The following is a 26053-nucleotide window of genomic DNA, read 5'->3' on the forward strand; positions in this document are numbered from 1 at the left end:
TGGGGCCGAATGCTAATTCCAAAAACAAAAAGCCCGGACCGCTAATGCGTCCCGGGCTAGTTTGTCGCTAAACGACAATCCCTGCTTATCGGATCTTCTTTGTACCTACCACTTGAAGACAGCGGCTACGCTCTTCCCGCCGGGAATCTCGCTTTCCGGCAACACGATGGCGTTGCCGTCCTTGAGCAAGGTTTCCAAATATATGCGGTCGAGGGCTTCAAATGCATCCTCATCCTCAGGTTTAGCTGATTTCGGAAGATCGTCCCCCCCGATGCGACACCAGATGTCGTCGTCGCAAGCGAGCACGGCAGCGGATACCCGACCCTGTCGGGCCGCTTCGTAAACTTCTCTCACGTTGTTGGAAAAAACCCCGTCGCGAGACCTCATCTCTTCGATCGTTTCCAACACTTGGGACTTTTGTTGCTGCTGCTCCTCCCAAGCGATTTGCCGACACAGCTCCGCTACTTCCAAGGAGCTTGGATGAGCTTGAGCGTCGCTTACCGTGACGACTTCTCCACCTCGATGGCGATACGTATTCAAAAATCCTGACACGACTCGCTTGTCTCCGATGACAACCAACGGCAACTCCTTGGCTTGCGGCAAGGCTTGCAGCGCGTGAGCGATTTCGCGCATGAAAATCGTCTCGTTGAGTTCTCGCGGATTCTTGGCGTCGTTCACGCCTTGGCTTACCAAGCGAGGTGAGCCGCGCCCTTGAGAGCGACGAACGTGGGCATTTTGGCCGCTGTCCAAAGCGCCCGCTTCCGAAAAGCTGTGCACACTGCTCGGGAGCTCAACTTCGTCCATGCGCCGCACGTTCTCCCCGTCGTAGTGATACAGTCGAGGCGACTTCAAGCTAACGTCTAATGCCAACCAATCGCTCAATGCGGCAATGGCATCCGCCGCGGGTCTAAGACAAAACTCGTCTTCGATCCTAGCCTTCTCTACGGGCGGATAAGGCAATTTAAGAAAACGAGTCACTTGTTCCGAAATATGGATACAAACGCCTTGATAGTCACCCGCCCACATTTCTCTGTTGTCGATGAGGGACTGGAGCTTCGAAAACATCGCACGATTGGCCGGCGAGTCCTGCGAGCGCTTTTTGAGTCGGTTTACGCTCCGGCGGAGACGATCCCTGTGGATCTGCGAATTTCTTCCACCGCCGTCGCATTCGATTGATAGAGTAAGACAGGGACCGATCTGCTCGGTCGCTTCTTTCAAATAGTCCTGTCCCTTCTTGGGGAGCTGTGCATTCATGGTATAAACGTCCTTTCGTTTGTGAGTAGTGTCGTGAGGCTTTGGATGCCTGGGGTGGCATCGTCAAAAGCTACGGTCGAGTTGGACCTGACGGGCATAGCAACCTATGCATTATGGGCCGCCCTTGCAAATCGCTAGACCCAGATTGGGGCACGCGTGCAAACTGCAATAGCAACGTCGTTCCCTAAACCCCGTCAGGATAGGGTGCCGATCCTTACGCGGTATCGATCTTCAATCCATACTCCTTCGTAAAATTCCGCACGGGCGGCTCTTCCGGCCCTCCCTCGGGAAAGAAGTGCACCTTCCCCTCCTCGATTCGCTCGTCAAACTCGAGCGGACTCGTGGCATTGTCAGGGTCCAAATTCGTGTTGTAAGGAGGCGGAGGCGACTCGCTGCCCTGCCCTGTTCCTCGTTCGCTTACGGTTTTCTTTTTCATGCGGCTTCTACATTGCATAGCCTATGCCAAAGCCCGACGCGAACCTGGGCGACTCCTCGCGATTGCCCTCGCTTCCCCACAAAAAAACGCGGCATCCCCAACGGGACACCGCGTCTTCAAATTTCAACTACGAAGCAATCTAGTCGAATATCTTCTTCGCTTTCTCGAAAAAGCTCTTCGGCTCGTCATCGTCTCCCGCATCCCCGCATGCGAGCGCGAATTCTTCCAGTTTTTCGCGCTGTTCGGAGGTTAGGGATTTAGGAACCTCGATCTTTACGCGTACCATCTGGTCACCGTAGTAGCCGCCACGCAAGCTGGGCATACCCTTGCCTTTGAGACGGAACGTAGTGCCAGACTGGGTACCGGCGGGAATCTTCAGGCTCGCCTTACCGCTGAGAGTCGGGACTTCGATGGTACCGCCCAAGGTAGCAAGGGTGAACTTGATCGGAATCTCGCAGTAAAGATTCTCGTCTTGGCGATCAAAGATCTCGTGGTCACGCACATGGAGAACGATGTAAAGATCCCCCGTCGGCCCTCCATGGGAACCGGCTTCGCCATTGCCTGCGGAACGAAGCTTGGAACCGGTATCGACTCCCGGCGGCACCTTGACCTTGATCTTGGTCGTCTCGTTGACGCGCCCTTCTCCACCGCAAGCCGAACATGGCTTTTCCACCTTTTGACCACTGCCGTTACAGGTAGGACAGGTTTGGCGAACCGAGAAAAATCCCTTGGAAGCAGTGACTTGCCCATGACCTGCGCACGTCGGACAGGTGCTTACGCCGCTGCCTGGCTCCGCCCCCGATCCCGAGCACTTGCTGCAAGTGGTGGGCTTGCGGAAAGAGATTTCCTTCTCCACTCCCTTGGCCGCTTCTTCGAGGTCGATCTCCAAGTCGTAGCGCAAGTCGGAGCCGCGAGAGGCTCCGCCGCGTCCGCGACCACCGCCGCCTCCGCCGCCGAAGAACTCTTCGAAGATGCTGCCACCTCCGCCGCCTCCGCCGAACACTTCGCTGAAGATATCGAAAGGATCGTGGAAAGGACCACCCGCCGAGGCGCCGCCTCCACCGCCCATGCCTCCGCTGAACGCAGCGTGGCCGTAGCGATCGTAAGCTGCCCGCTTTTGCTCGTCCTTGAGAACCTCGTAAGCTTCGGAGACTTTCTTGAAGTTCTCCTCGGCTTCCTTGTTGCCCGGATTCTTGTCCGGGTGGTACTTCACCGCCATTTTGCGGTAAGCCTTCTTAAGTTCGTCCTGAGTCGCTTGCTTGCTGACTCCGAGCAGTTCGTAGTAATCTTCTTTCACAGTGTGGGTTTCCTCCTGGTTCCCTTATTGACGAGCGACTACTCGCTTTCCGTGGCAGGTCCGCCGCTTACCACAACGTTGGCTGGGCGGATAAGGCGACCGTTGAGCTTGAAGCCTTTGCGCATGAGCGAAAGGACCTTGCCCTCCTCGATTTCGTCGCTGGGCTGAGTTTGGAAAGCCTCCGCTACGTTTGGGTCGAAGTCATCACCTGGAGCCGGGGCTACTTCCGCAATGCCGTTATCCTCGAGCAAGCTCTTGAACTGGTTCATCACCATCTGGATGCCCTGCACGACCACCTTGGGATCGGACGACTGTTCGGCCGACATGAGTCCCAAGCCGAGGTTGTCGTAGATCGGCAGGAAGTCCTCCAACAGACCGGAAATCGCGTACTGCTTGAGCTCGTCCTTCTCGCGCATGACGCGGCGGCGGTAGGTGTCGAGGTCAGCGACCGACCTGAGGTAATTGTTGTAATTTTCCGCAGCCTCGGCCTTTGCGGCTTCGAGCTGTTCCTCCAGCGTCAACTCCTTCGGCTCCTCAGCGACTTCCGCCGCTGCTTCGGCTGCCTCTTCCGAGACAGCTTCCGTGGCCTCCGCAGAAGCCTCTGCTGCTTCAGCGCTCGCCTCCTCGGTTTGCGCGTCTACGTTTTCTTCTACTTCTGGTGTTTCCTTAGCGTTTTCCATAGCCAAACTGAGATTCTCTAGATCAGTTCCTCCGGGAATCAAAGAGATTTTCGTCAAGGTCGAGCCCCTTTTTAAGAGAAAGGTTCCCTCGAGGGCTAGATTTGGCTCAATCGACGCTCCGAGCAAGGATCCCCTTCGAACGAGCCTTCGCTTTCTCGACCGGACGCATGCCCAAGGGCTTCACCTCGGAGGGGAGCGACTCCTTTTCCGCCCCTCCTTTCCAGCCTTTGTCCACCTCTCCGCGCAATTCCTCGAGCTTCTCCTCGCACATCCCGTGAGAAACCGCATATCCCAGCTGGTCGCTCAGAAACTCGCGGAAGGACACCCAACGACCGTCCACCTTCACCTTGTGGGTCCAGGCGCAAACCACCACCATGTCCCGCATCGCGTTCGACTTGCTCAGGTAGTGCAAAGTCACCCAAATGCTGAAAACCCCAACCAGTCCGACCAAGCAGGAGGACACGTAGGCGGAACGAAGTGAGATCCGCGACTCGGTCCCGCCAATGCTCTCCAGCAGGCCGTAGCGTTGATTGGCGAAAATGAATGTGATGATCAGCAGAAAGGAAAGCCCCTGCCCTAGAACCACCGCAATTTGAGTTCGGTTTAAGGTGTGGAATTTAGCCATGAAATCGAAGCTGCCCGGATGACGAGCAAGACACGCTTCCTTCATCGCCCTGCAGGAACAAAAAGACAGGCCAATCGCTCCAGAAAGGAGAATCCACCGCAGGAGCGCGGAGCCACACGCGCATAGCGTTCCCTAGCAAAACTCAAGAAGGTCCCTCTTCACCCCTTGGGGTGAATCTGGAGGCGTCTGTGCGTTTCAATATCTTAGCGGACTGGCAAGGAACCTACACTGCGGGCCAAGTCGAAAAGCGGAGCAAAAATCTCCTTCGACTCCTCCAAATCCGCCCGCTCCGAGTCCAGGGAAGCTCGAATCGCGTGGCGCGAGGGCACGATCTTGCTGTTGTCCACGAAAACCACTTCGTCCACCACCAGCCGCACCTTTTCCGCGAAGAACGGGAGCTGCGTTCCCTTGACCGGGTCGGAAAACAAGCGGCTGGCAAAGGCGTCGAGATTGAGGCGGCCGCTCTCATTCACCACCAAGGTCGCCCGCGTGATGTGCATTTCCAACTCGTAGAGCCAAATTTCGCCCCGCCCCAAAGAAGGCAAGCTGGCGCTGCCAGTGATGCTCTCGATTTCCAGCATGGCGTCCCCTCCGCCATAAGTGCCGGGATTTCCGATCACCAGCTTCTTCCCCTCCAAGCTCAATCCACCAATCGGATTCACCGCCATCGATTCCGCTGTAGCCGGAAACCCAGTACGCGTTTCGATCTCCAGCTGCACGGCCCCCGGCATCAGCAACATCCAGCCCAGCACGCCGCCCGCGCTGAGCACGGTGAGCAGCGCAAGAGCCGACTTGAGAACGCCGCCGCTCTTGCTGCGAAGAAAATGTCGCTGAACTCGGTTTTTGGATACAAGCATGGTGGAGATCGAAGTCCTCAAAAAATCCAGCGTTTGAAAAGATGACAGGTCGGGACGTCGCTGAACAAGCCCCGCAAGCAGCACTTCAGTCGATTTTGTCTAAACAAATTTCTCGGTAACCAGAAAAGCCGCTCCAGCGTCGCCCGTGATCTCCCACTCCGTGTCCGCCGGCAGCAACACGTTGTCTCCGCGCGAAACTTCGACGCCGTTCGCCAGCACCTTGCCCTCGACCGGACTGAGCAAACGCCCCTCGCCCGCGGGAATGGTCACCTTCGAGGCAGCTTCGCTTAAGGTGAACTTCACCAAGCGAAACTCCTGGCAGTCCGCCAGCACGACCTGCTCACCATCGGTTTTCATGGCGCTCGGCTCGAAGTCGTTCCACTCGATGCTGGCCAACGACTCTTCAATATGCAGCTGGCGCGGCTCGCCGTCCAAGCCCACACGCCCCCAGTCGTAGACGCGGTAGGTCGTGTCCGAGTTTTGCTGGATTTCCAAAATCAGGTTGCCCGCATCGATGGCGTGCAGGCGCCCGCTTTCCACCAAGATCGAATCGCCCGGCTCCACCGCGAAGCGATGGATGCACTCCTCCAGGGAGTCGTCCTTCAGGCGGCGCTCAAACTCCTCGCGCGTCGCTCCTTTCTTCAGGCCCACGATCAAAGACGAGCCCGGCTTGCAGTCCGCGATGTACCAGTTCTCGGTCTTGGGCTCTCCCTTGAGCTGGGGCGCGACCGAAGCCGGCGGATGCACCTGCAGGCTGAGCCGGTCCGCGCAATCCAGCCACTTTACTAAAATCGGAAACGGACGCTGCGGGTCGTATCCTTCGCCCATCACCGAGGCGGCGTTTTCCGAGATGAGCTCCCGAATGGTCTTGCCATCGAATTCGCCGCCGGCGACCACGGATTGGGCCTCCGGGCGATCGACCACTTCCCAGGCCTCCCCGATGACCTTGCCCTCGGGCAACTCCCTGCCCAAAGCCTCGCTCAGGTTGCGGGCGCCCCAGACGCGTTCTTGGTAGATAGGTTTGAAGAAGATCGGTGCTGACATGACAAAGGTGGTTTGCAACCAAACCAAAGCCACGCCCCTCTTTTTAAACAAGAAGGAATTGCCCCGACCACGGATTTATTGCCATTGAGTCTCTCCCGTTCGAGCGGACCAGCCCAGCCACCGACGACGACGCCCACGTCTCACCGCCGATCACAATCGAACAAGCAACCTTCCTGCCGCACTCGGGTCTCCCTCGAACCCTCGCTCATCCAACAATTCTTTTAATTGCAAAGCTCCTGTAAACCGCTCTTCTCGAACCTTTGATTTCCGCCGCCTCCCGTGACGCGGCACCAATTTCCTTCCTCTTCCGAATGGCGAAAAAGCGTACTTCGACCAAAGAACCTGAATCCGACATCAAGCAAGCGAGCATGAAAAGCCGCTTTATTTGGGCTGGCTTGTGCTTTCTCATAGCCGTGCTGCTGGCCCTGGCCCTCGGCGACTACACGCCCTACCAGGTCTCCATCGGAAAATCCGTGGGATCCACCAATCCCAACGAAAACAACATGGTCGGCATCCTCGGCGCCGAATCCGCCGAGAAGCTCATCGCTGCCTTCGGACGCATGTCCTGGTTCGTGCCACTCTTCGTAGGCTGGCTGGGCGGAGCCTTCCTCGCCCGCGACCGCCGCAACAAGGTCGTGCTCTCCATCGTAATGCTGGTCGCCATGGTGACCGGGTCCGGCCTCTTCACCGCGACCGGTACCACCTTCGCCAACCCGGAAGTATACGTCACCGGAACCGGCGGAACTGCAGGGAACCTTCTCTACAACAACCTGCTGCACGTTTACCTCGGAACCGTCGGCTCCGCCGTCATCCTCGGGGCGATCTATCTGGCCTGCTTGACCATGATCGTTTTCCCCAGCCTGCCAGAGTCCGGCGACTTCTTCCGCGAATCGCTGGCGCAGTGGCGCGAACGTCGCTCCGCAGCCGCCGAGGAACGCCGCGAAGCCAAGCGGCTCGCCAAGATCGCTGCCAAGGAGGAAAAGCAACGTCTCAAAGAAGAGAAAGCCGAAGCCAAACGCCTCGCCCAGGAAGAACGCGAAGCCACCAAAGCCCTCATCCGCGAAGCCAAAGGCAAGAAGGCTGCCGAACCGGAAATCGATCCCGAGCCCAGGATCAAGGTCAACATCCCCACCACCAAGAAGGCCGCCCCTCAACCGGAGCCGGAAGAGGACGAACCCAAGAAGAAAACCTTGGGCGAAGTTCTCAAGATCGTGGCTCCGGAGAAGACCAAGAAAGCCCGCACCGCGACCCTGCCGGTCGCCTCCGGCAACTACACCTTCCCGAAGCTGGACCTGCTCGCCGAACTGGAAGCCCCGGAAGGCGCCAACTCCGAGGAGGAACACACCGAAAACGCGGAGCGCCTCAAGCAGACCCTCAAGGAATTCGGGGTCGACGTCACCATGGGCGAAATCCACATCGGCCCGGTCATCACCCGCTACGAGGTCTACCCCGCGCCGGGCGTGCGCGTGGAGAAGATTTCCAACCTCGACAAGAATATCGCCCTCGGCATGCGGGCCGTTTCCGTGCGTATCCTCGCCCCCGTGCCGGGCAAGGGCTGCGTGGGCATCGAGGTGCCGAACCAAGTTCCCATGCCCGTCGGCATTCGTGAAATCCTCGAATCGGAGGACTGGGTCAAGTCCAAGGCGGAAATCCCCATCGCCCTCGGCCGCGACGTATCCGGCAAGCCGATCATCTCCGACCTTACCAAGATGCCTCACTTGCTCATCGCGGGTGCCACCGGCGCAGGTAAGACCGTGTGTATCAACGCCATCATTACCTCGCTGCTCTTCCACTCCAGCCCGGAAAACCTGCGCTTCATCATGGTCGACCCCAAGATCGTGGAAATGAAGGTGTTCAACTCCCTCCCCCACATGCTCATTCCGGTCGTCACCGACCCGAAGAAAGTGCCGGGCGCCCTCAAGTGGCTGCTCAACGAAATGGAGTCCCGCTACGAAATGTTCGCCAAGGTGGGCGTGCGCAACATCGCCGGCTTCAACGGACGCAAGAAGCCAGAGAAGGAAAAGACCGAAGAGGAAAAGCTGGAAGAGGAACTGCAGAGCGAGCTGGAGATCAAGGTCCCCCGCGACGAAGGCGTGCTCGACGAGATCCCCGACAAGCTCCCTTACATCGTCTGTATCGTGGACGAGCTGGCCGACCTCATGATGGTCGCCCCCGCCGACATCGAAACCGGCATCGCCCGCCTCGCCCAGTTGGCCCGCGCCGCCGGCATCCACCTCGTGCTAGCTACCCAGCGCCCCTCCGTCAACGTCATCACCGGTGTCATCAAGGCCAACTTGCCCTGCCGTATCTCCTTTCAGGTCTCCTCCAAGATCGACTCCCGCACCATTCTCGACGGCGGCGGAGCGGAACAGCTCATCGGTCGCGGTGACATGCTTTTCTCCCCCCCGGGCTCCTCGCGTCTCGTGCGCTCGCAAGGCGCCTTCGTCTCCGACGAGGAAATCGCCGACATCGTGGAATTCCTCAAAGCCAATGGCCCACCGAAATTCGCGGAAGAAGTGCAGAAGCAAATCGAGGCCGGCGACGAGCTCGATCTCGGCGGCGGCGGAGAAGGCGGCGACGATGGCGACGAGCTCTTCAGCAAAGCCATCGACGTGCTCCGCTCCACCAAACGAGCCTCCACTTCCATGCTGCAGCGCCGCCTCAGAATCGGTTATAACCGAGCGGCCAACCTGATGGACCAGCTCGAAGATCGCGGCATCGTAGGCCCCGAAAACGGCTCCAGCCCCCGTGAGATCCTCGTCGACCTCGACTCGATGTAATTTCTGAAAGCGAAGAAAAAAGTCTAAGGCGCTCACAGCCAAGAGCTCACTCCTCACTGGTGAAGATCCTCTCAAGAGTTGTTGAGAAAGGATGAAACTTAATGGGAATTGGGGTGTTTAACGCCCCTTCGATTCAGGCAAATCCTCGCTTAGCAACGGCGACCTTAAGCAAGGTTAACGATTCTTCTTAGCGATTTTGCCCAGATTCGACCTCGCCTATCAGATTACAAACCCAGAAGCCGATTACCGACTTCATGTTAACAGACCGCCTTTTCTCTTACACGAAATGCAAACAGACGATCGCCAAAGGTTCTTTACTCCTCCTTTCGCTTCTCTCACTCGGAAAGTCCGTCCATGCCATGTCGGCATTTCCCGGTTGCTTTATCGAGATTCAACCCGATGGATCGGAGATCGATCTCCACATCCACGGTGACGAACATTTCCACTGGGTATGCGACCATGACGGATACACAGTACTGAAAGACAGAGGTTGGTTCGTCTACGCTGAACGCGGCCCCAACGGGAAATTGGTCCCCAGCGGCAACCGCGTCGGAAAAACAAATCCAGCTGCCCTCGGACTAACGCGACGCACTTTGCCAGACGCAGTTCACCGTCGCTCGAACCTCACTGAACCGCAACAGGCAGACGGTACGGCTTCTGCAACCGGCTCCAGCGCCTCCCAATGGCAGGGCAGCCTCAAAAATCTCGTGGTGATGTTAAGGTTTTCGAACCACTCCAGCCGCACATTACCGAGCATCTCCGACGTCGATATTCTCATGAACGAGCCCGGCGGACACCCGACCCTCGCTCCCACCGGTAGCGTTTGGGATGTATTCCAAGAGAATTCCTATGGCCTACTCAGCCTGGAATCCACCGTCACTTACTGGGTCGATCTCCCACAAACCGAAGCCTACTACGCCGGAGGAAGCTCCGGATTGGCTTCATCGATTCACGGAGCGCTCCGCTCTGCCCTCGACGTTATCAACGCCGATCCGAACTTCAATTTCACCGATTTCGACCAAAACGGCGATGGTAACATCGACGCCATCACTTTTCTCCATTCCGGATACGCTGCTGAATGGGGTGGCACCTCGGCCGACGGTGCCTACTACACCGACCGCATTTGGTCTCACAAGTGGAGCTTAGGGAGCTGGTATTCCAGTGAAGGCGTTCGCGTTAGCAACTACCATATCAGCCCCGCTGTTTGGGGCACTTCTGGATCCACGATTGGACGCATCGGGGTGATTTGCCACGAGACTGGACACTTTCTCGGTTTGCCTGACCTCTACGATGGCGACGATTCCAACGGCGACGGCAAGCGCGGCAACGGGCTCGGATCTTGGTGCCTCATGGCAAACTCGTGGGGTTTCGACAATTCCCAGCGTCACCCGCCCCACCTTTCCGCCTGGAGCAAGACCCAGCTGGGTTGGATGACCCCGGCAGTCATCGACAGCGCCGGCACCTACACCCTGACCCAAGCGGAGACTGCACCGCACGCGTTCCGTATTGATAACGGGTATCCGTCCGGCGAATACCTCCTCATCGAAAACCGGCAACCTGTCGGCATCGAATCGGCCATGCCGCAAGGAGGTCTGGCCATTTTCCACATCGACGAAACTGCGAGCTACACCAACGAAACACACCACTACCGCGTGGCCCTCCTGCAAGCGGACGGAGCTCGCGACCTCGAGCGTGGGGCCGACCGCGGCGACGCCTACGATATGTTCCGGGCGGGCTACCGTGACGAGTTGAGTCCGAGCACCAACCCGAGTACCAATTCCTACCAGGGAGGGGTCGACGATGTGACCAACAACCGCATCTACAACATCAGCTCGCCAGGAACCGACATGACTTTCAGCTTCGAAATCATCGGAGCGGATGCACCTCCTTCGGCACCTAATAGCCTAACGAGCACGAGCCAATCCTACGATCGCATTTCTCTCTCCTGGGCTGACAGCTCCAGCGACGAACACGGGTTCAAGATCGAACGATCCATTCAGGGAGGAAGCTGGACCGAAATCGCGAGTACTTCAGCGAACATCACCAGCTACCAAGACTCCGGCCTGCAGCCGGATACGAGCTACGCTTACCGCGTGAAAGCTTACAACCTAGGTGGAAGTTCCGCCTACTCGAACACAAGCACGGTAGTCACCGACCAAGCACCACCGCCTCCAGCTGCAGCCAGCAACGTTTCAGCGAGCGCCTTGAGCAACACGCAAATCGCGATCAATTGGAGCGATAACGCCTCCGACGAATCGGGCTACTATGTGGATTGTTCGCTCGACAATTCGAATTGGTCACAGATCGCAACGCTCGGTGTAAACGCAACAAGCTACGTCGATTCTTCGCTCAACGCATCTACCCAATACTTCTACCGCGTTCGTGCTTACAGCAGCTGGGGTCAATCCATCTCCGGAGTCGCTTCCGCAACCACCAGCGCTCCTCCGCCATTCGTCTTCGCCCTAGCATCTCAGGATTGGGCAGTTTCAGGCAACGTCTCCGGCAGCTACCTTGCAACGCGCTCCGCTGATGGCGTCTCTCAAAAGATCACTGAAGTGGAAAGCGGCGGCAAGCCTTCCAATCGTCACAGCTACCTCGACCATCGTTGGCAATTCGATGGTGTGCGTGGCGGCTTGATGGTCACTCTGAGCGTGAAGGCCTCCGCTCCCGCCAATTCCGAAGGCGATAACTTCGAGTTCCAATACTCCAACAACGGCGGCAGCAGCTGGAACAGCTTCTCCCCTGCGCTCGTCGTCGAAAATGGTACGAGTTCAACTCAAGTCGGAGAGCTACCTGATACCATTTCCGGAACCGTCTACATTCGGGTTATCGATACCGACAACACAAAGGGAGCTCGCATCTCCGATTCGGTCAGCATCGACGAACTCTTCATCCGAACCGATATCGATGCCAATGACTTCCCCCCTGAAGTTCCAACAGGCATCTCAGCCAGCCTGTCCGGTAACTCCAGCGTGAGCCTCAGCTGGGCGGACAACGCTATCAACGAACGTGGCTACGAGGTCCTGCGATCCGCCAACGGAAGCGGTTGGCAAACCATCGCTAGCCTAGCCTCAAACACCGAGTCATTCAACGACGATACCGTCTCGCCAAACACGAGTTACACCTATCGAGTTTCTGCCTACTCCGTGAGCTTCGAGTCCCTTTCAGCAAGCTCGAACACTGTCAAGACCCCCGATGGCTTAACCATCACCGGCCTCTCTGGCGGCAAGAGCAAGGGAGAGATTTACGTCGACATCAGGTGGGAAGGCGGCTCTAGCCTCAACAACGTCGCTGTCTACCGCAGCGTTAATGGTGGCACATTCACTCAAGTGATCAGCACCACAAATGATGGCGCTTACCGAGACAACCTTGGCCTAAAAGGAAGCCACTCGATCGAATACTACATCGCGTCTCCAGACGGATCGGTCACCTCTGCCACCGTTACAACGAGCTTGTAGGCTTTCTGAACCGAATCCGCTTTTCACATCCCTAGCTCGATCTCGAGCTAGGGATTTTCTGTTTTGGGAGGTAGCCACAAATTAGCTCCAAAACAAAGCAGATGAGCTTCATCCTCTAAGCAGCATTCCTCGGTCGTGGGACTCTAAAAAAGTGTTAAGCTAGCTGACAGTTTTTCAATTACACGGCAGAAAAACCACATCTAATTGTCCAACAACAACTTAAATTACAGCCCTTTGCTTAGAGAATGTACGTAGTAAAGAAAACCAACAAAACCAGTTTCCTCGACAGAAAAAGCAACAACTTATAAGCCACTTACTTCCATACACTTATAACAGAAAACACATTTAATCATGAGTAATGGCGCAAAGCTTGCACTACTTCGTGCAAGCAACAGTCCAACAATAACCATGAAAAAAACTCTGATCACTTCACTCATCGCATTGACTGCTACAATTTCGGCAAATGCGATCAGCTTTGGCTTCACACAGATCACATCAAACGGCCCTGAAGACGTTTCGGCCCAGCTCTCAGCAGACGTCCAAGACGTCAATGGCACGCAGGTAAGCTTCAAATTTAGCAACACTGGTCCAATTGCATCTACTATCGGTGAAATATATTTCGACCATTCTGGTCTTCTCGCTTCGCTGGATTCGGTGCTCGGAAACTCAGCAGGAGTCGACTTCAGCGACTTCAGCCCCAACCCATCGAACCTCCCCGGAGGCAATTCCGTCTCGCCAACGTTCACTTCAGACTTCGGAGCAGAAGCAGCCCCAGGTAACGGTAACGGGATCGACCCTGGAGAATGGGTAACTTTTGGTCTGACGCTCACGAACGGCGTATCCTTCGCTGATCTGATTACTGGACTGAATAGTGGAAGCGTTCGATTGGGCATGCACGTTCGGGCCATCGGACAACAGGGCGCATCTGAAGGTTACATTAACAATCCAAACGACCCAGGCCCGGGCCCAGGTCCCGACCCTGTCCCTGACTCCGGCACCACCCTTGCCCTCCTCGGCGCTGCGCTTCTCGGAGTAATCGGCTTCCGCCGCTTCAAGAAGTAAATCCTTCGGAACCAACTTTCAGAGAGCCAAGCTTCACAGCTTGGCTCTTTTTTGTGCTTACTCGCTATCTAGAGTGGCGGGAGCATCCTGCTCCCGAGCTGCATTGGATCCGGAACCTAGAAGCACCCGCCACTTTGGTTTCTGCGCGACCTGCCGTCATCGTCACTCGCGTAACTCGAACACATACAGCGGCCCTTCGCTGGTCGATACCAGCAACTCGTTCTTTCCGTCTTGCTGCAAGTCCGCCCAGAGGAGCCGCCGGGCTTCCCCTTGCGGGATCGCCAGCCCGGATTGCCCGGGCAATTCCCCCACGAAGCGCCCCGCCCCGCTATTTCTCATCAACAAAACAAGACTGCGTTCGGGTTGGACTGCGGCGACCGGCTGGGACGATAGCGACTGCAGCACCATGATAAGATCGACGTCTCCGTCCTCGTCGATGTCGGCTGCCAACAGCTCGATGGCGACACCCACTTGAGCGAGCCCAGGCAATGGCAAAGCTTCGAAAGCTCCCGATTCGCTTTGCAGCAGCAACAGGGAACGGCGCTCCGTAAACTCGTACCGGCTGTAGTTTTCCAGAATTTCAGCCCCAAAGACTTCCTCCACCGTCATCCCCGCAAACTGCCGATAGCTGCCTGTCCGATTCGCGATGTCTGGAAAATCGACCTGATGGAAGATGCGAGACTCTCGTGGGTAAAGCTTTCCAACAATCGTCTCGGCTTCGATGTACTTTCCTTTCACCGCTTCCTTGCTTGGGGCAAAGAGAACAGCGGGTGCCTCAGCACTCGCCACATACTTGTTGTTTTCTCCTAAATTCCCCAGAGCGATATCCATGCGACCATCTCCGTTGAAGTCAGCCACCGCCGCGCTTTTCCAAAGCCCGCTATCCACCGACGCAAACACTTCGGGCCATTCGACAAGCTGCGTTCCTTGCTGCTTCCAAGCCAAAGGCGATCCGTACTCGCGAAGCTGGATCAGGTCTCGATCCCCGTCCCCGTCGAGATCCGCCGCCACCAAACGCGAGCTGCGACCGCTGCCCTTGAACGGGTGATCCACCTCGCCACCGTTTCGCGAGAAAACCTGATTCCCAAAGGATCGCGGATACCACTCACGCACCGTGCCGCCCGTCGTCAACAGCTGACCATCCTGCAAAACAATCGCTGACGAACTGGCTTGAGGCAAAAATTCCCGCTCAGCACGAATAAAATGCATGTCGCCTCGATTGAGATACCAACGATCCTGATAAAACTCGTCGCCGGCGTCCAACTCCACTCCACCGCTGGCCACAAAGAGATCCAAGTCGCCATCCTCGTCGACGTCGAAAGGGACGATAGCCGTGTCTTCGGCAAGCTCGTCCTCCCGAAAGGCAGCGACTCGGAGCGAGCGCAGCGATTGGCCAGCCTCGTTCTTCAAAACGCGCAAGCCCTGTCCGGTGGCGCCCCCCAGCAAAACGTCTTCGAAGCCGTCTCCATCCAAGTCCGCGACCGCCAGGGCCGGCCCCAAACGATCCTCGGTAAACGGCAGGAGAAACTGGCCCCGGCGCGCCAGAAAAAGCTCTTCCCGGCTCCAGCTCGCCTCGTCGATTTCGATAGCGGACGCACGAAACGTCTTTTTCTTAAGCCGCGGCACAAGCGAATCCCCCGACTTCGCCTCCCGGATCACATAGCGCTTGCCGAAACTCAGCCCCTCAATCCGCTGCGTCGCTCCCGACGGCCACTCGATCATCAGCGATTCGACCCGCTCCCCACTTTTTCCCGCAAAGTGCAGCAGGGGTGCGTCGACCGACATGTATCCACGCATCGAGGACAACTCCCGCGTTTGCACGCCCGAGGAAGCGCTCAAGCTCACCTTCGCTCCTAGGCCCATGCGATTGCTTTCGACGCCTTGCAAGCGAACAAGCAAGCGCCCGCCTTGTGAGCTGTTGTTTCGATAAACTCCGAGCCCTTCCTTCCAATTGCTGGTCACCAAGTCCAAGTCTCCGTCCAAGTCCAAGTCCGCAAAGGCTGCCGCAAAACTCACCCCTTCCGTATCCAGTCCCCAAGCGCTGCCTACTTCCGTGAACTTGAAATTCCCTTCGTTGCGGAAAGCGAGGTTTCGCTCCCGTAGCGGAGGACTTGTTTCGAAAATGCGAACCCGCGTCGCCAAGCTTCGCGCCTTGGTCATCTTGTAGGCGAGGTCGCCGTCATGAAACGCCCGCGTCATGCCGTTGGCAAAAAAGGCGTCCAGCCAGCCATCATTATCCAAATCCACGAAGCGAGTCGCCCAGGTCCAATCGGTGGCATGCAAGCCGGCGAAACGACTCAGCTCGAAGTAAGTCCCATCGCCAAGCCCCGCCCAAAGCATGTTTTGCATGTATTGGCTAACCCCGGAGCGCCTCGCGCTAACAAGTTTTCCCGAGAGCGGCCCCACTGCCTGGTGGTAGTAGCTTCGGTCTCGGGCCAACATCTCTGCAGCGATAAAGTCGATGTGCCCATCGTTGTTCAAATCCCCCGAATCGATTCCCATGGAAGAGTAAGGAGCCCCTCCCAAGGCCTCCCGGATCACATCGGTAAACGTGCCGTCCTTATTGTTTCGATACAGCTTGTCCACCGGCTCGAAGTCGTTCGACACGTAGATGTCTAGCCATCCATCCTCGTCGAAATCCCACCAGAGCGCCGTGTGCCCCTGTCCTTCCCCTGCGATTCCAGCCGCTGCGGTAACGTCTACAAATCGTCCTCCGTCGTTGCGAAAAAGCAGATCCGGAAGTCCGTCCAAGTGCCCAGCGTCGTGAAGGTAGTTCTGCTGCAAATACAAGTCCAAGTCCCCATCCCGGTCGTAGTCCGCAAACGAAGGAGCATTGGAACCTCCCTTGTAGTCCAGTCCCCAGGCTGCGGCTCGCTCCTCGAAATGCCCCGTACCATCGTTGATCCAAAGCTCGTTGGTTCCCGCGACGTAACAAACGTAGAGGTCGAGGTCCCCGTCGTTGTCGATATCTACCAAAGCGGCTCCCGTTCCGAAACCGTTACCCCCCGCAAGGCCGGAACCGGCCGTCGCGTCCTCGAATTCGAAATTTCCCTTGTTCAGAAAAAGTCCGTTGGGCGAATCCTTTCCCACCGCAAAGAGATCCGGCAAGGCATCGCCATTCACATCCCCCATCGCAACTCCGGTTCCAATCGATCCGTTGTAGTACTGTTTCCAAAGTTCCAGCCAGCGACGCGGGTGGTCGAAGCGATTCTCGAAAGCGATCCCCGTGCGGGCCGTATCCATTCTTTCGAACAGGGTCTGCCCGGCATCGTTGGTATTGGCCGGCACGAGTTCGCGCTCGGACACGACTTGGCAGTTCGCGCTCGCATAAAGAAACAGACAGAAACTCAGGGCTGCAAATTGCTTGAGAGGCATAGGGAAGTCTGGGGAAACAATCCGAGTGGAACCAAGCGCGGTCGCGAGGTACAACCTTTAATTGGACTTAGGCTCGCAAAGCCTGCCTATCTCGGGATTTGGAATTCGTTGCATCCGCTCGAATTCTGCGATCTCTCTGGTATGGAGGCTTGTTTTACGAAAAATTCCCTTTAAACACAGAAATTGATGCAGAGTATTGGCGAAAGACTGGAAGAGGCGCGCAAGCGCAAGGGTGTCACGATCCGCGAAGCGGCCGAAGCGACGAAGATCCGCGGTGACTACCTGAACAGCTTCGAGAACAACAATTTCCAGATCAACGTGCCCGACATCTACGTGCGCGGATTCCTGCGTTCCTACTGCAACTTCCTCAAGGTCAATAGCGAGAAGGTCATCACCGACTACAACGCGGAACTGCTGGGCGAAGCCAAGGCAGCCAAACGCGAACACCGGGAATTTTTCGGCCGCATGGAGCTGCAGCACACCCCTCTCGTCAACGAGGAAACCAAGTCGGCCCCCAAGGGCACTGCCACCATCGACGACGACAAGCTCCGGGCGGAAGAGGAAGAAGACGAGAAGGTAAGCTTCCTCGACAAGATCGATAAGGAAGCCGCCATCAAGATCGGCATCGTGGCCGTCGTAGCCATCATGTTCCTCCTGGTCATCGTCTGGCTGTTCCGCACGCTCACCAGCGGCGGCATCGACGATGGGCCGCAAGCCAACACCACTGGCTTGGTACCGACTCAACAAACGGCAAGCGCTCCTGCCGAAACCGCGCCCGCGGCCGCGACCGAAACCATTACCCTCATCGCCACCGGCGACGTGCGCGTCTCCGTGACCGAACGGAACACCGGTAAGGTCTTGCTCGACTACTTCCCAATGGTTGCTGGCCAAAGAGAGGCCATCCAGAAAAGCGGCCCGGTAAAGATCGACTACACTGCTGGCGAAAACCTGCAGGTTGAGATCAAGGGCACCGCTTACGGGACCGGCAAAACCGGGCAAAACTACTCCACTATCCCTTGATGTCGAAGGCGATTGGCACCGTGACCGTCTGGTCAGCCGGATAGCCGCCCACAACTGCCGGACGGAAGATCCACTTTTCCACCGCTTTGCGAGATTCAGCGGCGACAGGGGAGTTTTCCCCCTCCACCACCCGCGAACTGCGTACCCGGCCCAGCTTGTCCACGAGCAGCTCCAGCTTCACTACAGTGGAAGACGCCACTTTAACTTGCGGCAAAGGGGCGTAGAGAGGCGTCGCGTTCCTGTCTTGCATATCCGGATACGGGATAACCTCCAAAGCTTCCGAAAACGGGGCGAACTCGTTGAAGAAGAAGTTTTGCCGCACGGTGGTCACCAAGGGCTCTCCCTTGAAAGTGCCGGCTCGGTACTTGGACTCCACAACCGTCTTCCAAACCTCCGGCAAGAATTCCACATGGTCCGCCGCGAAGTCGAGGAACTCTACAACTTCGCCATTACGCCCAATGGAATAGATCGCCGTCGCATAGCCACCCCCCACTTTGCCCTGCAAGGATCGGGGGAAATCCAGCAAACGGGGCTTCACGACTTCTGCAGGTTCGACTTCGCCCGCCTCTGACGCGCTCGCCCGCGAGCGGCCCAGCCCCGCATTGCCGCCCCCTCCATCCACACCATCGACTACGATCGGATCATCCGGTTCATAGCGACGAACCTCCTGACCCCGGGAAAAGATATGGTAAGCGAACGCTCCTCCGCCAAAGCCTGGATTGGCCGGCAAGGTAATCAAAATCCGTTCCGTACCCTTGGTATTGATGTCCGGAATCTCCCGCAGCATGAAGGAGGGCTCGCCCTGCTCCGGCTTGATGACAAACAAGACGTAGCAGTCCTCGAAATCCCGCTCCGCCCGCACCGTCGCCACAAAGCGAAAGTAGAATCCCCCCACCGGCGACCCGTAATCCTGCCCCATCATCGCGTCGCGTTCCAAAACCTCGATCGCTCCGTCCGTGAATGCTTCGGCATTCTCCACCCGCACCCGGGCGTCCGGCACCAACATGCGCTCCCCCTGCACTTCTACCACCGGAGTCGAACCGCTCATCGCAACGACCGGCAGCATCTCGTCCTCATAGGACACCAAGACCTGAGCCTGAGAAAAGAGGAAAGGCGCCCACTGGACCGCGGAGAATAAACCAGCAATGCGCCCCATGGTCCCAAGCAATCGTTTCACCGCTGAATATCTCATGAATCTAGAAGACGTAGAATCGTAAAACTATCACCGCCCTGCAACCACCGCAAGCCACAGGCCCACAAATAAAAAGCCGCATCGCGAGGCTTGCCGCAAGCCTGCGCGCGCCACACCTTTTTTGGTTTGAACCTCCGCTCCCCTCACCCTAAACACCGCCCCACCATGAGCAAACTCACTGTCGCAATCGGCTCCGACCACGCTGGCTACAAGTACAAGCAAGCCATTATCGCCCACCTCGAGGGCCAAGGCTACTCCGTCAAGGACTACGGAACAAACTCGCCCGAATCCTGCGACTACCCCGACTTCATCCGACCTGTCGCCGAAGCGGTTGCAGCCGGCCAATACGACCGCGGCATCGTGCTCGGCGGTTCCGGCAACGGCGAAGCCATCGTCGCCAACCGCGTCAAAGGCGTGCGCTGCGGCCTCTGCTGGAACGAGCAAATCGCCATCTGGAACCGTTCCCACAACGACGGCAACGTTCTCTCCATCGGCGAACGCACCGTCACCCAAGAGGACGCGCTCCATATCGTGGATACATGGCTCAACACCGAGTTCGAAGGCGGCCGCCACCAACCCCGCATCGACAAGATTGACGCCTAAAATCGGTGGGTCGGCCGCTCCGCGGGCGACTTCCCTCCTCCCCGTAACTCAAGCATGCAATACCGACGCCTCGGCAAATCCGGCCTCCAAGTCAGCGCCCTTTCCTTCGGGTCCTGGGTGACCTTCGGAGACCAGGCCTCCAACAAGACCGCCGAGGCCTGCCTGCAACTTGCCTACGACTCCGGCATCAACTTCTTCGACAACGCCGAAGGCTACGCCAACGGCCAATCCGAAGAAGTCATGGGCTCCGCCATCGCCAAGGCCGGCTGGGCCCGCGACACCTTTGTCGTATCCTCCAAAGTCTTCTGGGGCGGCGAAAAGCCTAACCAAGTCGGCCTCTCCAAAAAGCACGTCATCGAAGCCTGCGAAGCCGCCCTCAAGCGCCTCCGCGTCGACTACCTCGACCTCTACTACTGCCATCGCCCCGATCCCGACACCCCTATCGAGGAAACCGTGCGAGCCATGGACGTGCTCATCCAGCAAGGCAAGATCCTCTACTGGGGCACCTCCGAGTGGTCCGCCGCGGAGATCATGGAAGCCTACTCCATCGCCCGGCAGTACCACCTGACGCCGCCCACCATGGAGCAGCCGGAGTACAACCTGCTCAAGCGCCACCGCTTCGAGGTCGAGTACGCCCGCCTCTACTCCCAAATCGGCCTCGGCACCACCACCTTTTCCCCCCTCGCCGGCGGCATCCTTACCGGCAAGTACAACGACGGCATCCCGCCCGACAGCCGCCTCGCCTACACCGAATTCGATTGGATGCAGGAAAAGCTCGCCCGACTGCAAGCCCAAGGCGGCATCCAAGTCCTGCAAGAGCTCACCGCCATCGCCCAAAAGCTCGGAGCAAGCCTGCCGCAGCTCAGCATCGCCTGGCTGCTCAAGAATCCCAACGTCAGCTCCGTCATCCTCGGTGCCTCCCGCCCCGAGCAATTGGAACAAAACCTCAAGGCTCTGGACATTCTCGATACTCTCAATGACGAGATCATGGATGAAATCGAAATCGCCATCAGCCGCTTCCAAGAAATCGACGCCTAATAGCGCCCCTAAGAGAGTCGACCGCTCCGATCCGCCCTTCTCCCCAAGGTGGCGCGGCTTCTCCGAAGACGCTCTCCTCCTAAGGTGGGTCGGCCGCTCCGCGGGCGACAACAAATCCAGTGGGAAGCGGCCTTGTGCCGCGATCCTCTTCGGCTGGACCTTCCTCCTCGCAGCCTGCAGCAACGTCCCCCCATCCTCCCAAGTCGAGCTTACCGCCCCCAACCTCGTCACCCAATCCGAGCAGCCCGCCGGCGTCACCCACACCCTCACTCTGCAAACGCCCACTCCGGCCTGGAAGCTCGTTCCCATGATGCTCTACCGAACGAGCGAAAACGAGTACCTCTGCGTCCACACCCTCAGCGCGCCCGACGGCATGGTCGCACAGGTGCTCTCCACCGTTTCCAACCAAATCAGCTTCCGCCACCTAGGCTCCAGCGAGCCGGTCGTCCGCCACTACGTCCTCGGCAAAACCTGGAAGTGGAACGGAAACCCGGAAGTCACCTTCATCGATTCGATCGATGAGCTCAAAGATGCCCTTGCCGACGCCCAAAGCGTCCCTTTCACTACGCCCTAAAATTTCCGGAGCCCTCACCGCTCCCCCATCCCTTTCACTCACTTCACAGTTTACTGAATCTCAATGTCAGTCGCACGCAGCAAAGTCGCCTTTCCTGAAACTCCGAGCATCCTGCTCGAACGCGATCTCCGCATCGCCGAAACCGGCGCCACCGACGAAGACCTGCTCCTCGCCTTCCGCTGGATGAGCTACAGCCGCTTCACCGACCAGCGCATCTTCGAGCTCTACCGCCAAGGAAAGATGAAAGGCACCGTCACCGTATCCGACGGAAACGAAGGCCTCGTCGCCCCCCTCGCCCTCATGATGGACAAGGAAATTGACTGCGTCTCCTGGACCCACCGCGGCATGCCCGGCCACCTCGTCTGGTCCGACCACCTCGGCGACCACGTCTGCCAATTCCTCGGCAACTCCGGCTCCCCCACCAAAGGACGCGAAGGCAACGCCCACCACGGCGACCCCGCCAACCGCTCCTACCCCATGATTTCCCACCTCGGCAAGATGTCCTCCAACGTGCTCGGCGGCACCGAGTCCCAACGCCGCAAGGGACACAAAGCCATCGGCATCACCTTCTTCGGCGACGGCGGCTCCTCCACCGGCGAGATCCACGAAAGCATGAACCTCGCTTCCGTGCTCAACATTCCCGTCATCTTCGTCATCGAGAACAACAACTACGCCTACTCCACCCCCCTGCACGAGCAGTTCAACTCCAAGCTCGTCGACCGGGCCCAAGGCTACGGCATGAAAGGCATCGAGCTCGACGTCGCCAACATCGAAGAAAACCTGAAAGTCTTCCAAGACGCCATCGACGAAACCCGCGAAACCGGCCGCCCCATGCTCATCGAGATGCACACCCTGCGCCTCCTCGGACACGCCGGCTACGACACCCTCGACTACATCGACCCCGAACTCACCCAAAAGTGGCTCGACGAAGATTGCCTCAAAAACCTCCGCGCCCGCCTCCTAGAAAAAGGCTACCGCGAACGCATCGAAGCCGAGGAAGCCGAACTCAAGACCTTCGTCAACGCCACCGTCAACCACGCCCTAAAACTACCCATGTGCGAGCCCGAAGGCCTGCTCGAAGACGTCTTCTCCCCCACCACCACTCCAATCACCTGGACGCCAGAGACCGACGAAGGAAAACCGCTCACCTTCGCCCTCGCCATCAACAAAGCCCTCGACCGCATCCTCGCCGACTCCCCCGAGTCGCTCATCATGGGCCAAGACATCGCCGACTACGGCGGGCCCTTCAAGGTCACCAAGAACCTTTTCAAAAAGTACGGACGTACTCGCGTCATCAATACACCCATCTGCGAATCCGCCATGGTCGGCTTCGCCACCGGGCAAGCCGTAAACGGACACCGCCCCATCGTCGAATTCCAGTTCGCCGACTTCGCCACCGACGCCACTACCCAGATCACCCTCAACGCCGCCACCTACCATTTCCGCTCCGGAGCCAAGGCCCCCATGGTCTTTCGCTTCCCCTGCGGCGGCGGCCTCACCTTCGGATCCTTCCACTCCCAAGACCTCGAAGCACTCTACCTGCACATCCCCGGACTTAAGTTCCTTTACCCGAGCACCCCGCAGGACGCCCACGACGCCATGCTCGCCGCCTACGAAGACGACAATCCCGTCATCTTCTTCGAGCACAAGAACCTCTACAATTTGCTCAAGGCGCCCGTGACGTTTAACCCCAACTACAAAGACGTCTGGCAACCCGCCTTGCGCCGCCAAGGCGACTTCGCCACGGTAGTCACCTACGGCGAGATGACGCTCTGGGCCAACGAAGCCATCCAGTATCTAGAAAAAGAATACGATCTCACCTGCGCCCTTTGGGACCTGCGGGCTCTCAATCCGCTAAAGCTCGAACGTATCCAAGAATCCGTACGCAAGACCGGCCGCCTCGTCGTCATAACAGAGAGCCGCCGCAACGTCGGCTTCGCCGCCGAACTCGTCGCCCGCATCACCGAGAGCCAGTTCTTCGACCTAGAGGCGCCACCCTTGCGCATCACGTCCCAAGACATGCCCGTCCCCTTCGCCTCCGAGCTCGAAGCCACCTATCGCCCGAGCACCAACTCCATCCTCAACCAAATGATCGACTGGATCGAAGCCGAGTAAGGAATAAAACCACCGATCAAGACGATGGGCACCGATGGCATTTTCCTGAAAGAAGAAAGCGACAAGATAATCGGGTGCGCTATCGAGGTTCATAATGGACGCGAGTCGTCATCTAAACATTCACAACCAAATCATCGGTGCAAATCGTACCCATCGGTGGTTCAAATAACAACGCAACCTCTTCGTGCCTCTTCGTGTACTTCGTGGGCAGAAAATAAAAATGCCAAACACATCAACCAACTCCCTCGACTGGTCCGCCATCAAAGTCTTCGCCATGGACGTCGACGGCATTCTCACCGATGGCACCATCTATACGCACTCCGACGGCACCGAAGCAAAACGCTTCTCTATAATAGATGGCCTCGGGCTCGCCCGTCTCCGCGAGGCCGGCATCGCCCTCGCCTGGATCTCCGGCCGCCACTCCGATTCCACCACCGTCCGCGCCAAAGAACTCAAAATCCCCCACCTCGTGCAAGGCAAGCTCGACAAAATCTCCGGGCTCAGAGACCTCCTCGCAGAATTGGAACTCGAACCCCACCAAGCCGTCTACATGGGCGACGACATCATCGACGTCGACGCCATCAAACACGCCGGCATCGGAGTCACCGTGCCCGAAGCCCAAGAGGAAGCCCTCGCCGCCGCCGACTATGTCACCTCGAAATCCGGCGGCAACGGCGCCGTTCGGGAAGTTTGCAATCTCATCTACAAAGCCATTTCAAAGTAATGCTACGCGTCACCAAAAACCGAATACTCGCCCTTGGGACCATAGCAGCAACCCTCGCCGCCTACGGCCAGCTCCGTCCCGACACCGCCATCGAAGGCTTCCGCATCCCGCTCTTCGACGAAACTGGCTACCGAACCTGGCAACTTCGCGGCGAACTTGCCACCTACCAGAGCGAGACACAGATCAAGATCAACGGAATGCGAGTCAGCCAGTTCGTCGCCGACGAACAAAACCGAGAGATCGCCATACTCACCAGCCCTGAGGCGATTTTTCACTTCGACACTACCACCGCCTACGGTCCCGGCGAGCTGCACGTCGAAACCAAGGCCTTCGAGATCACTGGCTACGATTGGATTTGGCTCGGCGAGAAGAAACAGATCACTTTCAACGACACCGTAAAAGTCACCCTCTACGAAGAAATCGGAGACATCCTGAAATGAGAAACCGCACGCCAATCACCCTTCTAGCCGCCGGATTCCTCGCCGTCTCCGTCTTCGCTCAAAGCGAGGAAAAAAAGCCCGTCGCCACCGAGATCGAATCCGTCCGCCTGCAAGTGCAGAACGACGGCGAAAAAGCCTATTTCCATTTCAGCGACGCCGTGAAGCTCACCGCCACCAACATGGTCGTGGAGTGCGACAGCCTCGAAGTATTCGCCACCCGCGAAGCCGAAGAGCAAAGCGCCATCGGCAAGTTCAGCGCCATCAAGGAAATCGTAGCCACTGGCAACGTCCGCATCGTGCAGGAGGAACGCACCGCCACCTGCCAAAAGGCCATCGTCAAACCCAACGAGGAACGCATCATCCTAACTGGCAATCCCGTCGTGGTGCAGCCAGGCGGCCGCATCGTCACCTACAATCCAGAGGACGAAATCTTGCTCGACCGCGGCAACGGCCGCATCTCTATTATTACCAAGGGCCCACGCAAGCTCCGCCTCACCAGTTCCGCCATCGGCGACCTCGGTTTCGAAACCAAGGAACCGATTCCAACCGATAGCGGCCACTCCATCGAAGGCGAAGAGGTACCCGCCACTCTCGAGTCCGACCAACCCGCGGCCGAAAAGGCCGATCCTGCGGAAGGGCAAACCGAAGAAGCAGACAACGCCGAATGACCGAAACCACCGCACCGACCGATTCCCAGCCAGAAGCCAAGGAAACCGAAAGCCGCCCCAAGAAGAGCATCGTCGCCAAGGGGCTCGTCAAAGCCTACGGTTCCAAGACTGTCGTCAAGGGCATCGACCTTGAAGTGAACACCGGGGAAGTGGTCGGACTGCTCGGCCCCAACGGAGCCGGCAAGACTACCACCTTCTACATGATCGCCGGGCTGGTGGAGGCGACCAAAGGCAGCGTAATCCTCAACGGCAAGGACGTCGCCTACCTCAAAATCCACCGCCGCGCCCGCCTAGGCATCGGCTACCTCGCCCAAGAACCGAGCGTCTTCAAGAAGCTGACCGTCTGGCAAAACGTGCAAGCTGTCGCCGAAACCATCCCCTTCACCCGCAAGGAACGAAAGGACGTGATCGAGCGCCAGCTCAACGACCTCGGCCTGCTCTCCCTCGCCAAGCAAAAGGCCTACACCCTCTCCGGCGGCGAACGCCGCCGCCTCGAGATCGCGCGCTGCCTCGTCACCCAGCCCGACTTCCTCCTCATGGACGAACCTTTCGCCGGCGTCGATCCCATCAACGTCTCCGAAGTCCAGCGCATCGTGCTCGGACTCAAGGACCGCGGTATCGGCATTCTCATTACCGACCACAACGTTCGCGACACCCTCTCCATCACCGACCGCGCCTACATCGTGAACAAAGGCGAAATCCTCGCCAGCGGCGACCGGCATTTCCTCGTCAACGATCCGCAAAGCCGCCAGATCTACCTCGGCGAAAACTTCAACATGTAACCGCTGCAGGCGCGAGCCCCCGGAAGCGG

General features: G+C 58.0%; 21 protein-coding genes. 12 read left to right on the forward strand and 9 right to left on the reverse strand.

Translation table 11 applies throughout. The features are described from left to right. Nucleotides 1-105: 105 nt before the first annotated feature. The 7 genes from IEN85_RS00630 to IEN85_RS00660 form a co-directional block, all read right to left on the reverse strand. Nucleotides 106-1254, reverse strand: coding sequence for a baeRF3 domain-containing protein (locus IEN85_RS00630; RefSeq protein WP_191615127.1), 1149 nt, complete (start codon nt 1252-1254; stop codon nt 106-108). Nucleotides 1255-1468: 214 nt separating this feature from the next. Continuing rightward, nucleotides 1469-1690, reverse strand: coding sequence for a hypothetical protein (locus IEN85_RS00635; protein WP_191615128.1), 222 nt, complete (start codon nt 1688-1690; stop codon nt 1469-1471). Between the two features lie 139 nt (nt 1691-1829). Further along, a complete protein-coding gene (gene dnaJ, locus IEN85_RS00640; RefSeq protein WP_191615129.1) occupies nt 1830-2987 on the reverse strand; it encodes a molecular chaperone DnaJ in 1158 nt (385 codons plus the stop codon). A 38-nt stretch (nt 2988-3025) separates the two neighbouring features. Further along, the gene (locus IEN85_RS00645) at nt 3026-3667 is read right to left on the reverse strand and encodes a nucleotide exchange factor GrpE (RefSeq protein ID WP_191615130.1); all 642 of its coding nucleotides are present in this window, start codon (nt 3665-3667) and stop codon (nt 3026-3028) included. Between the two features lie 106 nt (nt 3668-3773). Continuing rightward, entirely contained in the window at nt 3774-4337 is a 564-nt protein-coding gene (locus IEN85_RS00650; RefSeq protein ID WP_191615131.1) for a hypothetical protein, read from the reverse strand. A 158-nt stretch (nt 4338-4495) separates the two neighbouring features. Beyond that, the gene (locus tag IEN85_RS00655; protein ID WP_191615132.1) at nt 4496-5149 is read right to left on the reverse strand and encodes an AsmA family protein; all 654 of its coding nucleotides are present in this window, start codon (nt 5147-5149) and stop codon (nt 4496-4498) included. A 99-nt stretch (nt 5150-5248) separates the two neighbouring features. Beyond that, a complete protein-coding gene (locus IEN85_RS00660) occupies nt 5249-6193 on the reverse strand; it encodes a type I phosphomannose isomerase catalytic subunit (protein ID WP_191615133.1) in 945 nt (314 codons plus the stop codon). Between the two features lie 311 nt (nt 6194-6504). Between IEN85_RS00660 and IEN85_RS00665 the strand changes: the two genes are divergently transcribed. The 3 genes from IEN85_RS00665 (at nt 6505) to IEN85_RS00675 (ending at nt 13493) form a co-directional block, all read left to right on the forward strand. Further along, nucleotides 6505-8973, forward strand: coding sequence for an FtsK/SpoIIIE family DNA translocase (locus IEN85_RS00665; RefSeq protein WP_191615134.1), 2469 nt, complete (start codon nt 6505-6507; stop codon nt 8971-8973). A 359-nt stretch (nt 8974-9332) separates the two neighbouring features. Continuing rightward, nucleotides 9333-12431 (forward strand): M6 family metalloprotease domain-containing protein, encoded by a 3099-nt coding sequence (locus IEN85_RS00670; protein WP_191615135.1) that lies wholly within the window; start codon nt 9333-9335, stop codon nt 12429-12431. A gap of 408 nt (nt 12432-12839) precedes the next feature. Next, nucleotides 12840-13493, forward strand: a complete 654-nt coding sequence (locus IEN85_RS00675) for a VPDSG-CTERM sorting domain-containing protein (RefSeq protein WP_191615136.1) — start codon at nt 12840-12842, stop codon at nt 13491-13493. A 162-nt stretch (nt 13494-13655) separates the two neighbouring features. On the opposite strand, the gene IEN85_RS00680 is transcribed toward IEN85_RS00675, so the two are convergent. After that, entirely contained in the window at nt 13656-16868 is a 3213-nt protein-coding gene (locus IEN85_RS00680) for an FG-GAP-like repeat-containing protein (protein ID WP_191615137.1), read from the reverse strand. A gap of 186 nt (nt 16869-17054) precedes the next feature. Between IEN85_RS00680 and IEN85_RS00685 the strand changes: the two genes are divergently transcribed. Then, nucleotides 17055-17888 carry a helix-turn-helix domain-containing protein gene (locus IEN85_RS00685; protein WP_191615138.1) on the forward strand — a complete coding sequence of 278 codons (834 nt, stop codon included), beginning with the start codon at nt 17055-17057 and terminating at the stop codon, nt 17886-17888. Here IEN85_RS00685 and IEN85_RS00690 read toward each other — a convergent pair. After that, nucleotides 17878-19080, reverse strand: a complete 1203-nt coding sequence (locus tag IEN85_RS00690) for an energy transducer TonB family protein (RefSeq protein WP_191615139.1) — start codon at nt 19078-19080, stop codon at nt 17878-17880. The two genes, IEN85_RS00685 and IEN85_RS00690, sit on opposite strands and share 11 nt — an antisense overlap. Before the next feature lie 165 nt (nt 19081-19245). Here IEN85_RS00690 and rpiB point away from each other — a divergent pair, with 165 nt between their 5' ends. The 8 genes from rpiB to lptB all read left to right on the forward strand — a co-directional run bounded on the left by rpiB (nt 19246) and on the right by lptB (nt 26024). Continuing rightward, nucleotides 19246-19683, forward strand: coding sequence for a ribose 5-phosphate isomerase B (rpiB, locus tag IEN85_RS00695; protein WP_191615140.1), 438 nt, complete (start codon nt 19246-19248; stop codon nt 19681-19683). 54 nt (nt 19684-19737) lie between these two features. Next, on the forward strand, nt 19738-20721 hold the full coding sequence (locus tag IEN85_RS00700) for a potassium channel beta subunit family protein (protein WP_191615141.1): 984 nt from the start codon (nt 19738-19740) through the stop codon (nt 20719-20721). After that, complete coding sequence (locus IEN85_RS00705) at nt 20675-21295, forward strand: hypothetical protein (protein ID WP_191615142.1); 621 nt, start codon at nt 20675-20677, stop codon at nt 21293-21295. The genes IEN85_RS00700 and IEN85_RS00705 overlap by 47 nt, the downstream gene beginning before the upstream one ends. 63 nt (nt 21296-21358) lie before the next feature. Beyond that, the gene (locus tag IEN85_RS00710) at nt 21359-23410 is read left to right on the forward strand and encodes an alpha-ketoacid dehydrogenase subunit alpha/beta (RefSeq protein WP_191615143.1); all 2052 of its coding nucleotides are present in this window, start codon (nt 21359-21361) and stop codon (nt 23408-23410) included. Between the two features lie 220 nt (nt 23411-23630). Then, entirely contained in the window at nt 23631-24134 is a 504-nt protein-coding gene (locus IEN85_RS00715) for a KdsC family phosphatase (RefSeq protein WP_191615144.1), read from the forward strand. Next, entirely contained in the window at nt 24134-24574 is a 441-nt protein-coding gene (locus IEN85_RS00720) for an LptA/OstA family protein (RefSeq protein WP_191615145.1), read from the forward strand. The genes IEN85_RS00715 and IEN85_RS00720 overlap by 1 nt, the downstream gene beginning before the upstream one ends. Continuing rightward, a complete protein-coding gene (locus IEN85_RS00725) occupies nt 24571-25242 on the forward strand; it encodes an LptA/OstA family protein (RefSeq protein WP_191615146.1) in 672 nt (223 codons plus the stop codon). The genes IEN85_RS00720 and IEN85_RS00725 overlap by 4 nt, the downstream gene beginning before the upstream one ends. Beyond that, nucleotides 25239-26024 carry an LPS export ABC transporter ATP-binding protein gene (gene lptB, locus IEN85_RS00730; protein ID WP_191615147.1) on the forward strand — a complete coding sequence of 262 codons (786 nt, stop codon included), beginning with the start codon at nt 25239-25241 and terminating at the stop codon, nt 26022-26024. Before IEN85_RS00725 ends, lptB begins: the two co-directional genes overlap by 4 nt. Nucleotides 26025-26053 lie beyond the last annotated feature (29 nt).

Origin of the sequence: Pelagicoccus enzymogenes, assembly GCF_014803405.1 — a bacterium.
GTDB lineage: Bacteria > Verrucomicrobiota > Verrucomicrobiia > Opitutales > Opitutaceae > Pelagicoccus > Pelagicoccus enzymogenes.